Here is an 11,891-nt window from a genome sequence, read left to right as displayed (position 1 = left end):
GACGCGGGGTGGAGGAGAGCGCCCCCGTGGTCACCGTCGGCTGCCGAGGCGTCTGAGGCGTAAGCGTCCCCCGGGGCCGGTGTGGCGCGCCTCACCCGAACGTCCGCCCGGGCACCGCCTCCGACCTGGCGAGACGATGACGATCAGGTGACGAAGCTCCCCTCTGGTTGTCGTACCCGGCTGGAGGATGTTGGGTGGACGTCGCGGGCATCTGATCGATCGCCCGTCGGACACGCGGCCGGCCCGGAAGGGTCGCGCCGGGACACGGAAGGCGGGCAATACATGCGCGCACGTATTCGACTGGCCGTCGGCGCTGCCGCGGCACTCACCGCCACCGGGCTGTTGACCGGCTGCGGCGGTGCCGGCTCGTCCGGCACCGACGCCCCCAAGCAGGAGGCGAGCGGGGCGGGCTGCGCCCCCGTCGCGGGGGACCAGCTGATGGTCCTCGCCGACGACAAGAAGCAGCAGAACAGCGACAACGTCATCCCGGCGGTCAACGCCGACGCGGCGAACCCGCAGCTGCTCGCCGCGCTCGACAAGGTCTCCGCCGCGCTGGACACGCCGAAGCTCATCCAGCTCAACAAGGCGGTAGACGTCGACCGCAAGACCCCGAAGACCGCCGCCGAGGAGTTCGCCTCGGCGAACAACCTCACCGCGGGGATCGCCAAGGGCCCGGGCGGCCCGCTCGTGGTCGGCGCCGCCAACTTCAGCGAGAGCGAGACGCTCGGCGAGCTCTACCGGATCGTGCTCACGGCCGCCGGCTACCAGGTCCGCGTGCAGCAGATCGGCAGCCGGGAGCTCTACGAGCCCGCCCTGGAGAAGGGCGAGATCCAGGTGGTTCCGGAGTACGCCGCGAGCATGGCCGAGTTCCTGAACACCAAGGCCAACGGCCAGAACGCCAAGCCGGCCGCCTCCCCGGACCTCGACAAGACCGTGACCGCGCTGCGGGCCAGCGGTGACAAGGTGGGCATCACCTTCGGCACGCCGTCCGCCGCGCAGGACCAGAACGCCTTCGCGGTCACCAAGGCGTTCTCCGACAAGTACGGCGTCAGCACCCTCTCCGAGCTGGCCAGCAAGTGCTCGGGCCAGGCGACAGTGCTGGCCGGGCCGCCGGAGTGCCCGCAGCGGGTGACCTGCCAGGCCGGCCTGGTCCAGGTCTACAACTTCCACGCGGGCTCCTTCAGCTCGCTGGACGCCGGTGGTCCGCAGACCAAGAACGCCCTGAAGACCGGCAGCGCCAGCGTGGGCCTCGTCCTCTCCTCGGACGGCGCGCTCGCCACCAGCTGACCTGTGCACGGGCCCGGCCCGGTCGGCTTCGGCCGGCCGGGCCGGGCCTCTTCGCGTATCGATCGGGGTGGCGGCCGGGGCGTCGCGGGCCCGTTCCCGCCTGAAACCAACTCTCGGTAGGCTGCACAGCCATGCCGGCCCCCGAAGCCATGCGCAGCCGTCCCCTCCTGACGGCCCTCTTCTGGATCGGATTGGGACTGGCGCCGCTGGCGGCGCTGATCCTGCTGGTCGCCGACGGCCACGGGCCGCTGCGCTTCGGCGCGGTGCTCGCCATCCTGGCCGTGGTGCTGATCGGCCTGTCGATCGCGCTCCGCCCCGACGGGGAGAGCGGCCAGGACCGCGTCGACGAGGTCCTCGACGAGCTGGACCAGCTCCGCCGCGAGCTGCGTAGTGAGATCGTGGCCGCCGCCCAACGCGGCAACCAGGCGCTCGACCAGGCCCAGCGGGCCCAGGACGCGGTGACCGCGGTACGCCGCAGGCTCGAGGCCACCAGCGCCGCCCTCGCCGGCGCGGCGCTGGGCGGGACCGAGGAGCCGGCCGGGTCGGGTCGGGCCCGGGTGCCGGTCGCCGAGCCGGAGGAGGACGTACCGGTCGGACGGGCTCGGGCGCCCCGGGAGGAGAGCGGGTCCCGCTGGGCCCGGTCCGGCGGGGCGGACGACGAGGAGCCGGCCCCCCGTTCGGCCGCTGGCCGGCACGGCGCCGACCGGCCGGACCTGGAGCCGGAGCGGCCGGCCGCCGGAACGTACGGCGGGTCCGCCGGGTACGGCGGGGAGCGCACGGGTGCCGCCGCGGCCGGCTACGCGGGCGCGTCCCGCCCCGGCGAACAGGACGGCCGGCCGGAGCCCCGGCAGATGGGTGTGGTCCGGCACACCGAGACGGTGCACGTGACCACCCGGCACACGATCGTGGACGGCGGCCCGGCGGAGCCGAGCGGCGGGCGGTACGGCGGCGGGTACTCGGGCGGCTGGTCGCCGCCGGCCGACGAGCGCCAGTGGGGCGCCGCCGAGGAGCGGTGGCCGGGCGGCAACCCGCAGGAGCGGCAGTGGTCCGGCTACGCCGGCTCGGACGAGCGTCCCCACTCCGGCGACGAGCGCCCGTGGGCCGGCGCCGGTGGCCCGCGCGACGAGTCCGGTTGGGACGATCCCCGCGACGACCGGGGTCGGGCGGGACGGCGGGACGACCGGAGCTGGCCGGCGCCGGACGCCCAGTGGGACCGGGGGGAGCCCTCCGCCGGCCCGGATCCGCGGGGCTGGGGCGAACCGGCGGAGCCGGACCGGCCGGCGCAGGCGGACGAGACCGGACAGTACTGGGCGCAGCTGCGCGCCGGTGACCGCTGGGCATCGGTCCGCGACGACGACCGGGGCCGGGAGGTGCGGATGGGCGAGCGGCGCGCCGAGGCGCACGCGGACGCGACCGGTAGTGAGTACCGGGTCGCCGACCGCTGGGCGTCGGTCCGCCGGGACGAGCCGCGCCGCGAGTACGACCGGGGTCGCGACGAGGGACTGCGGGGCGGCTGGGTCGAGCCGGAGGAGCGGGCGCTGCCCGCCGGGGGAGTGCCCGTGCCCGATGAGTGGCGCCCGCCGCGCCAGCGGGGGCCGGTCGACGCCGAGCCGGAACGGGTGGGCCGCCGCGCGCGGGTCGACGAGGAGGGCTACGGCTACCCGCCCCGCGACGACGCGCCTCGGGGCGGCGGCTCCCGCTGGCGCTGACCGGCGGCGTCCGGGTCGACGTCCAGGCCGGCCCGGGCGGCGTGCCGCTCCGGCCTACTTGTCGATGTCGCCGACCACGAAGAACATCGAGCCGAGGATCGCGATCAGGTCCGGCACCAGGCAGCCGGGGAGCAGGGTGGCCAGCGCCTGCACGTTGGCGTACGACGCGGTGCGCAGCTTGAGCCGCCACGGCGTCTTCTCGCCCCGGGAGACGAGGTAGTAGCCGTTGATGCCGAGCGGGTTCTCGGTCCAGGCGTACGTGTGCCCCTCGGGCGCCTTGACCACCTTCGGCAGCCGCGTGTTCACCGGCCCGGTGAGCCGGTCGACCCGCTCCAGGCACTGCTCGGCGAGGTCGAGCGAGACGTACACCTGGTCGAGCAGGAGCTCGAACCGGGCGTGGCAGTCCCCGGCGGTCCGCGTCACCACCGGCACGTCCAGCTCGTCGTACGCGAGGTAGGGGTCGTCGCGGCGCAGGTCCAGGTCGAGGCCGGAGGCGCGGGCGACCGGGCCGGAGGCCCCGAACGCCGCGGCGTCCGCCGCCGAGAGCACCCCGACGCCGACGGTACGGGCCAGGAAGATCTCGTTGCGCCGGATCAGGTCGTCCAGGTCGGGCATCCGCCGGCGCACCTCGCCGATGGCGGCCCGTGCCCGGCCGGTCCAGCCGGACGGCACCTCCTCCTTCAGTCCACCGACCCGGTTGAACATGTAGTGGATGCGGCCGCCGGAGACCTCCTCCATCACCGCCTGGAGCGTCTCCCGCTCGCGGAAGGCGTAGAACATCGGCGTGATCGCACCGATCTCCAGGGGGTAGGAGCCGAGGAACATCAGGTGGTTGAGCACCCGGTTCAGTTCGGCGAGGGCCATCCGCAGCCAGGTGGCCCGCTCCGGCACCTCCAGACCCATCAACCGTTCGACCGCGAGCACCACGCCCAGCTCGTTCGAGAACGCCGACAGCCAGTCGTGCCGGTTGGCCAGCACGATGATCTGCCGGTAGTCGCGTACCTCGAAGAGCTTCTCCGCACCCCGGTGCATGTAGCCGACGATCGGCTCGGCCGACACCACCCGCTCACCGTCGAGCACCAGCTTCAGCCGCAGCACACCGTGGGTGGACGGGTGCTGCGGGCCGATGTTGAGCACCATGTCGGTGCCGAGCTGCTCGCCGCCGGCGCCCGCCACCAGGCCGGCCCCGGTGCCGACGGTCAGTTCACGGAGGTCCCGGGCGTCGGTGGTCATGCCCGTCATCGTGCCACGACCGCGTCGGGCGGCACGTCGACCGGTTGCCACAGCCACCGGTGCCCGCCGAGGCCGGCCGGGTCGGTCAGCTCGGCCACCGTGGACGCCGCGGCGAGCGCCCGCACGTACCCGGCCGGGTCGGTGGCGGCCAGCGTGAGCGGCGGTCGGCCGCCGTCGGCCCCGAGCGCCCGCAGCGCCTCCCGCTGCGACGACAAGGTGTACGCACACCGAGCGACCCGCTCACCTGCGGAGGCGACGGAGTCCAGGGCGACGTGTGCGGTGACGTCGCACGAGCCGTCGGGCACCGGCGTCACCTGTCGCCCGCCCCGGTACCCGGTCAGCGTCCCGTCGACCGGTCGCCCCGCCCGGAGGTGCCCGTAGTCCACGGCCAACGCCAGCCCCCGGTCGACGTGGCGCACCGCCCCGGCCCACGCCTCGTCCCTGCTCCGCCCGATCTCGGCCCGGGCGTCGGTCGCCGTGGCGTTCTCCGGGTCGGTCGGGTCGGCTGGGTCGCGTACCGGCCACCAGGTGGCGAGCCACTCGGCGTCCTCCGGACCGACCGGGTCACCGATCGACTCCTCGCCGGTTGCCGGGTCGACGAGCAGGTAGCGCCACCCGCCCTCGGTGCGGACGGCGATGTCCAGCGGTACGTTGTCGAGCCACTCCGTGGCCAGGAGCAGCCCGGTCACCCCGCTCGGGATCTCGGCCGTCCAGGTGATCTCGTCCGGCAGGTCGTCCGGTCGCGGTGCCAGCTCGACAGCCGTGAGCCGCCACCGTGCCGCCGGCTGCATCCCGGCGAGGGCCCGCAGCAGCTCGCCGCGACCGGCGCCGACGTCGACGACGTCCAGCCGGTCCGGGTGGCCGAGGGCGGCGTCGACCTGCTCGACCACGCGGAGCAGGGCGCTGGCGAACACCGGTGAGGCGTGCGCCGAGGTGCGGAAGTGGTCGGCCGGGCCGGAGCCGGAGACGAAGAAGCCGTCCGGGCCGTAGAGCGCCCGGTCCATCGCGTCCCGCCAGCGGATCGGCATCGGTTCACTCCTCGTTCAGGGCGGCCGTCACCGTGCCGACCCTACGGTCGCCCGGCCCGCGCCGACGCCTCGTCCCCCGTCACGGAGGGGTCGGGAGGGAGCCACCGCCGACCCGCCGACCCGGGTGGTGAAGGTTTTCACACCAGGGGTTTCGATGCCGTTCCCCGGGCGCATACTTCAGATCGACCGGTACCCCTCTCGAGGACTGGATCATCGCCATGAGCGCACCGCTGCGCCCACGTCCGGCCGCCCCCCGGCGGGCCGCCGTCACCGTGGGCTCCGCCCGTCCGGGCGCCCTTCCCCGTAACCTCACCGTCGGTGTCGTGGGCACCGGCCGCGTCGGCGCAGTGCTGGGCGCCGCGCTCTCCGCCGCCGGCCATCGGGTGGTCGCCGCCACCGGCGCGTCGGGCGGCAACCCCCAGCGGTTCGTACTGCTGCCCGGTGTCGCGCCGAGCTCGGCCGCCGAGGTGGCCCGCGCCGCCACCGATCTGCTGCTCATCGCCGTGCCGGACGACGCCCTCGCCCGGGTGGTCGGCACGCTGGCCGACGGTGGTCTGCTCCACCCCGGGCAGGTGGTCGCGCACACCTCGGGGGCGCACGGGCTGGCCGTGCTCGACCCGGCCGTCGCGGTCGGCGCCCGACCGCTCGCCCTGCACCCGGCGATGACCTTCACCGGTACGGCCGACGACCTCGGCCGGCTCGCCGGCATCTCCTACGGGGTGACCGCGCCCGCCGACCTCCGGCCGCTCGTGGCCCGGCTCGTCGCCGACCTCGGCGGGGTGCCGGAGTGGGTCGGGGAGGCGGACCGTCCGCTCTACCATGCCGCGTTGGCGCACGGGGCCAACCATCTGGTGACCCTGGTCAACGAGGCGGCCGACCGGCTGCGCGACGCCGGGGTCGCCCAGCCGCAGAAGGTGCTCGGCCCGCTGCTGCGGGCCGCGCTGGAGAACGCGCTGCGCTACGGCGACGACGCGCTGACCGGTCCGGTCTCCCGCGGCGACGCGGGCACCGTCGAGCGGCATCTGGCCCGGCTCGCGGCCAGCGCGCCCGAGTCGGTGGGCCCGTACCTGGCCCTGGCCCGGCGTACCGCCGACCGGGCCATCGCCAGCGGCCGGCTGGCCCCGACCGACGCGGCGTCGCTGCTCGGGGTGCTCGCCGACACCCAGCGGCAGACCGCGGCGTGACCGGACGGTGAGGCATGAACAGGTCGACGACGATCCGGGAGGTGGCCGCCACATGGAGCTGGTGACGACCCGCGAGGAGCTCGCGAAGGCGCGTGCGGCGTTGGCCGGCACGGTCGGCGTGGTGATGACCATGGGCGCCCTGCACGAGGGGCACGAGACGCTGCTGCGCGCGGCCCGCGAACAGGCCGACCACGTGCTGGTGACGATCTTCGTGAACCCGTTGCAGTTCGGCCCGAACGAGGACTTCGACCGCTATCCGCGTACGCTCGCCGCCGATCTGGAGGTCTGCCGCCGGGCCGGCGCGGACGTGGTCTTCGCGCCGAGCCGGGAGGAGATGTACCCCGGTGGCGAGCCCCGGATCCGGGTCAACCCGGGCGGCCTCGGTGAGGAGCTGGAGGGGCAGAGTCGGCCCGGCTTCTTCCACGGGGTGCTCACCGTGGTGCTGAAGCTGTTCCAGCTCACCCGGCCCGACCTGGCCTTCTTCGGCGAGAAGGACTACCAGCAGCTGACCCTGATCCGGCGGATGGCTGCTGACCTGGACGTGCCGGTGCGGGTGGTCGGCGTGCCGACCGTACGGGAGCCGGACGGGCTCGCACTCTCCAGCCGCAACCGGTACCTCTCCGAGCCCGAGCGGGCCGCCGCGCTGAGCCTCTCCGCCGCGCTGCGCGCCGGCGCCGAGGCCGCCGAACAGGGCCGGGACGCCGGTGTGGTGCTCAGCGCCGCACACCGTGCCTTCGGCGCCGGTAAGCCCGGAGCGCAGCTGGACTACCTGGTGCTGACCGACCCGGAGCTGGAGCCGGGGCCGGTGGACGGCCCCGCGCGGCTGCTCATCGCCGCCCGGGTCGGCGCCACCCGCCTGATCGACAACATGCCGATCCACCTCGCCCCCCGTTCCTGAACCCCCTCGCTCCACGAAAGGCCCAACCCCGATGTTGCGAACGATGCTCAAGTCGAAGATCCACCGGGCCACGGTGACCCAGGCCGACCTGCACTACGTCGGGTCGGTCACGGTGGATGAGGATCTGCTCGACGCCGCCGACCTGCTCCCCGGCGAGCAGGTGGCGATCGTGGACATCACCAACGGCGCCCGGCTGGAGACGTACGTGATCCCGGGTGCGCGGGGCAGCGGCGTGATCGGCATCAACGGCGCGGCGGCACACCTGGTGCACCCCGGTGACCTGGTCATCCTCATCTCGTACGGGCAGATGGACGACGCCGAGGCGCGTACCTACCTGCCCCGGGTGGTGCACGTGGACGCCGACAACCGGATCGTCGACCTGACCGCCGACCCGTCGACCGCCGTCCCCGGCACCGCCGGTGGCCCGGTCCGGAACCCGTACGCCGTGGTCTGACCGGCCCGCGATCGGCCCGGCCGAGGCGACTCGGACGGTCGGTGCGGTCTGTCACCGGAAGGTCATTCCTGGTTACCCTTGTCACACCTGCCGGGAGGCGGGCGGTGCCTGGGGGAGGCCGCGATGCGCCGTTCGATGACCGTCCCGCTCGTGGTCGCCACCACGGCGGTCCTGCTGGCGGGTTGCGCGACGGGTGCCGGGGACGGCGACGTCACCGACGACTGGCCCGCCCTGCCGGCCGCTGCGGCCTTCACCCCCGCGGTCGGGGTGTGCCAGGCGGCGGACTTCACCGACGTGGTGACCCTGGCGGCGTACCAGCCGATCGACTGCGCCGAGCCGCACCGGGTGGAGACCGTGCATGTGGGCACGCTTCCGGTGGCGTCGCCGGCCGCGCCCGCCGGTGGCTCCGCCGAGCTGCGGGGCGCGTTCGCCGAGTGCGACACCCGGGCCACCGGCTACGTGGGGGACGACTGGCGGGCCGGGCGGCTGCGGCTCTCCGTGGCGGTGCCCTCCGGGGTGGGCTGGACGGCCGGCGCCCGCTGGTACCGGTGCGACCTCTCGGAGCTGAACACCGTCGAGGCGGCCGCGACAGTGGTGACCCGTACGGGCAGTCTCCGTGACGCGCTGAAGGGCGCGTCCGCGCTGCGGCTGGGCTGCCAGCAGACCCGCGGCGGCGCGGGCGGGGCCGTGCAGGCGCTGGTACCTGTCGACTGCGCGACCCGCCACGACGCGGAGTTCGTCGGGGTGTGGCGGGCTCCGGAGGGCGCCTATCCGACGCGGCAGGCGGACTGGCTGCCCCTCTACGCGGGGTGCCGCTCGGTGCTCGGCCGGTTCGTCGGCGTGCCGGACGACGCCCAGCTGCGGCTCCGCAGCGGTGTGGTGGTCCGTCCACCCGGGGCCGGGCGGTGGCGGGTCGGCGACCGGGGAGTGCGCTGCTATCTCTGGCTCAGCGACCGCACGGTGACCGGTTCGCTCAATGGCGCCGGCCCGGCCGGACTGCCGGTCCGCACTCGCTGAGGGTACGGACGGGGTAGCCGAAACCACTCGTCCCGCCCCCGGCGCCTCTCGTGAGCTCCGCTCGGGGTTGACTGTCTCCATGGAGCTTCCGACCGTCGACCTGCCGGCTCTGCCGCGGCTGCTGGCCGCGCCGGCCCCGGGCTGGGTGGAGACCACCGACGTGATCGTGATCGGCTCGGGCGTGGCCGGACTCACCGCGGCGCTGCACCTGCGGGAGACGGGTCTGCATGTCACCGTCGTCACCAAGGTCAACATCGACGACGGCTCGACCCGGTGGGCGCAGGGCGGCATCGCCGCGGTGCTCGACCCGGCGGACACCCCGGCCGCGCACGCCTCGGACACCGAGATCGCCGGGGTGGGGCTTTGCGACCCGGCCGCGGTCCGCGTCCTGGTGGAGGAGGGGCCGACCCGGCTGCGTGAGCTGATGCGGCTCGGCGCCGAGTTCGACAGGAACCCGGACGGCTCGCTGATGCTCACCCGGGAGGGCGGGCACCGGGCGGACCGGATCGTGCACGCCGGCGGTGACGCGACCGGCGCCGAGGTGCAGCGGGCGCTGCACGCCGCCGTACGCCGCGACCCGTGGATCCGGCTGGTCGAGCACGCCCTGGTGCTGGACCTGCTGCGGGCGCCGGGCGAGGGCCCCGGCGGGCTCGGCCCGGCGTGCGGGATCACCCTGCACGTGCTCGGCGAGGGCAGCGAGGACGGAGTCGGCGCCATCCTGGCGCGGGCCGTCGTGCTGGCCACCGGCGGCATGGGGCAGATCTTCGCGGCGACCACGAATCCGGCGGTCTCCACGGGCGACGGGGTGGCGCTGGCGATGCGCGCCGGCGCGGCGGTGACCGATGTCGAGTTCGTCCAGTTCCACCCGACGGCCCTGATCGTGCCGGAGCGGGCGGGAGCGCCCGGCACCGGCCGCGCCCAGCAGCCGCTGGTGTCGGAGGCGCTGCGCGGCGAGGGCGCGTACCTGGTGGACGGCGACGGCAAGCGGTTCATGGTGGGCCAGCACGAGCTGGCCGAGCTGGCTCCGCGGGACGTGGTGGCGAAGGGCATCCACCGGGTTCTGCTCGCCACCGGGGCGGACCACGTCTTCCTCGACGCCCGGCACCTCGGCGGTGACTTCCTGGCCCGGCGCTTCCCGACCATCGTGGCGTCCTGCCTGGCGATCGGGGTCGACCCGGCCACCGACCTGATCCCGGTCGCGCCGGCCGCCCACTACGCCTCCGGTGGCGTCCGCACCGACCTGCGCGGCCGCACCTCGATCCCCGGCCTGTACGCCTGCGGCGAGGTCGCCTGCACCGGCGTGCACGGTGCGAACCGGCTGGCCAGCAACTCGCTGCTGGAGGGGCTGGTCTTCTCCCGCCGGATCGCCGAGGAGATCGCCGTCGGCCTGCCCGAGCAGGCCCGACCTGCGGAGACCGGGGCGTGGGTCGGCGGTGAGGGCTGGGTGGTGCCGGCGGAGGGGACGCCGACGCTGCAGCGGGCCATGACCCGGGGCGCGGGGGTGCTCCGCTCGGCGGAGACGCTCGCCGCGACGGCCGGGGTCCTCACCGACCTGGGCGCCGGGCGGGGTCGGCCGCGGATGGCCGACTGGGAGGCGACGAACCTGATCACGGTGGCGTCGACGCTGGTCGCCGCCGCGTACGCCCGGCAGGAGACCCGCGGGTGTCACTGGCGGGAGGACTTCCCGGCGGCCGACGACAGGTGGCTGGGTCACCTCGTCGAGGCGGTCGGTGCGCAGGGCCGGTTGACGCAGCAGTGGGAGGGGACGCGATGAGGGAGTCGACGGAGCAGGCGTTGCGGGTCGGCGGCCTGGACCCGGACGAGGTGCGCCGGTTGATCGTCGATGCGCTGGCCGAGGACCTCGGCCCGGACTTCCTCGACGTCACCAGCGTCGCGACCATTCCGGCCGAACAGACCGACACCGCCGACCTGGTGGCTCGCGCGGACGGCGTGGTGGCCGGTCTGGCCGTCGCCGCCGCCGTCTTCGAGCTGGTCGGTGGGGTGACCGGCGCCGGTCGTACGGTGGAGGTGTCGCTGGTGGCCCACGACGGTCGGCGGGTGGCCCGCGGCGACGTGCTGGCCACGGTGACCGGCCCGACCCGGCTGCTGCTCACCGCCGAGCGGACGGCGCTCAACCTGCTCAGCCGGATGTCCGGGGTGGCCACCCACACCCGGGCCTGGGCCGACGCGCTGGCCGGCACGAAGGCCACAGTGCTGGACACCCGGAAGACCACACCGGGCCTGCGCTCCCTGGAGAAGTACGCGGTGCGCGCCGGTGGCGGCACCAACAAGCGGTTCGGCCTCTACGACGTCGCGATGATCAAGGACAATCACAAGTTCGCGGCGGGCGGGATCCCGGCCGCCTACCGGCGGGTCCGGGAGGCGTTCCCGGACGTGCCGGTGCAGGTGGAGGTGGACACCGTCGCCGAGGCGGTGGAGGCGGTGGAGGCGGGCGCCGACTTCCTGCTGCTGGACAACATGACCCCGGCGCAGCTGCGTGAGGTGGTCGCCCAGGTGGGGGACCGGGCGGAGCTGGAGGCGACGGGCGGGCTGACCCTGCCGATGGCGGCCGAGTACGGGGCGACCGGGGTCGACTACCTCTCGGTCGGCGCGCTGACCCACTCGTCGCCGATCCTCGACATCGCCCTGGACCTGCGTACCGAATGACGCCGGGCGGGCGAACGGTTGGCATGCTCGCCGGCCGTCGCGTGCCTGCGGGGCGTGCGGCCGGGCGGGCCGCGTGTCCGCGTGTTTGCGTGGCCGGGTGCGCCACGTGCCCGGAGGCGCGACGGCGCTCGCGCGCCAGGTGTCCGCGCTGGCTCGGGATTGTTGTGCTGTCCGGCTCCTTTGGAGCTGAGTCGTTGACGTCATCGCCCGATCCCCCACAACGAGGTTGGTGCCGTCGACCGCTCCAGCGGTTGACCCGGGGGCCCCGTCGCACCGGATCCGGCGCGACGGGCCCTTGTCGGTCTGCCGATGGCACGCCACACACCCAGGGCAGGCGACGAAGTCGGCCGGAAGCCCGCCGGTATCGGTGAGCCGGGCCGCGGGGAAAGGCCGCGTCGTCGACCGGGCCGGGGC

At 74.9% G+C, this 11,891-nt stretch carries 10 protein-coding genes; 8 read left to right on the top strand and 2 right to left on the bottom strand.

Annotated elements, in window-relative coordinates; all coding sequences use genetic code 11:
* The first annotated feature begins 282 nt into the window (after positions 1-282).
* Complete coding sequence (locus E1211_RS25235; RefSeq protein WP_132351566.1) at positions 283-1,287, top strand: glycine betaine ABC transporter substrate-binding protein; 1,005 nt, start codon at positions 283-285, stop codon at positions 1,285-1,287.
* A gap of 131 nt (positions 1,288-1,418) precedes the next feature.
* Complete coding sequence (locus E1211_RS25230; protein WP_207915507.1) at positions 1,419-2,996, top strand: hypothetical protein; 1,578 nt, start codon at positions 1,419-1,421, stop codon at positions 2,994-2,996.
* 54 nt (positions 2,997-3,050) lie between these two features.
* Here the strand turns inward: E1211_RS25230 and E1211_RS25225 are convergent, their stop codons facing one another.
* Together E1211_RS25225 and E1211_RS25220 are read right to left on the bottom strand one after the other, a co-directional pair.
* Positions 3,051-4,238, bottom strand: a complete 1,188-nt coding sequence (locus E1211_RS25225) for an NADH-quinone oxidoreductase subunit D (RefSeq protein ID WP_207915506.1) — start codon at positions 4,236-4,238, stop codon at positions 3,051-3,053.
* Positions 4,235-5,257 (bottom strand): SAM-dependent methyltransferase, encoded by a 1,023-nt coding sequence (locus E1211_RS25220; RefSeq protein ID WP_132351562.1) that lies wholly within the window; start codon positions 5,255-5,257, stop codon positions 4,235-4,237. The genes E1211_RS25225 and E1211_RS25220 overlap by 4 nt, the downstream gene beginning before the upstream one ends.
* A 218-nt stretch (positions 5,258-5,475) precedes the next feature.
* Here E1211_RS25220 and E1211_RS25215 point away from each other — a divergent pair, with 218 nt between their 5' ends.
* The 6 genes from E1211_RS25215 (at position 5,476) to nadC (ending at position 11,477) form a co-directional block, all read left to right on the top strand.
* Positions 5,476-6,441, top strand: coding sequence for a Rossmann-like and DUF2520 domain-containing protein (locus E1211_RS25215; RefSeq protein ID WP_132351560.1), 966 nt, complete (start codon positions 5,476-5,478; stop codon positions 6,439-6,441).
* A 52-nt stretch (positions 6,442-6,493) separates the two neighbouring features.
* Entirely contained in the window at positions 6,494-7,339 is an 846-nt protein-coding gene (gene panC / locus E1211_RS25210) for a pantoate--beta-alanine ligase (RefSeq protein WP_132351558.1), read from the top strand.
* A gap of 31 nt (positions 7,340-7,370) precedes the next feature.
* Positions 7,371-7,793, top strand: coding sequence for an aspartate 1-decarboxylase (gene panD, locus E1211_RS25205; protein ID WP_132351556.1), 423 nt, complete (start codon positions 7,371-7,373; stop codon positions 7,791-7,793).
* 123 nt (positions 7,794-7,916) lie between these two features.
* Entirely contained in the window at positions 7,917-8,810 is an 894-nt protein-coding gene (locus tag E1211_RS25200) for a septum formation family protein (protein WP_132351554.1), read from the top strand.
* A 79-nt stretch (positions 8,811-8,889) separates the two neighbouring features.
* Positions 8,890-10,584, top strand: a complete 1,695-nt coding sequence (locus E1211_RS25195) for an L-aspartate oxidase (protein WP_132351552.1) — start codon at positions 8,890-8,892, stop codon at positions 10,582-10,584.
* A complete protein-coding gene (gene nadC / locus E1211_RS25190; protein ID WP_132351550.1) occupies positions 10,581-11,477 on the top strand; it encodes a carboxylating nicotinate-nucleotide diphosphorylase in 897 nt (298 codons plus the stop codon). Before E1211_RS25195 ends, nadC begins: the two co-directional genes overlap by 4 nt.
* The last annotated feature ends 414 nt before the right edge of the window (positions 11,478-11,891 follow it).

This window comes from Micromonospora sp. 15K316, from assembly GCF_004348525.1.
GTDB lineage: Bacteria > Actinomycetota > Actinomycetes > Mycobacteriales > Micromonosporaceae > Micromonospora.
The sequence above is the reverse complement of the archived record's forward strand: the minus strand, read 5'-3'. Positions and strand labels throughout refer to the sequence as shown.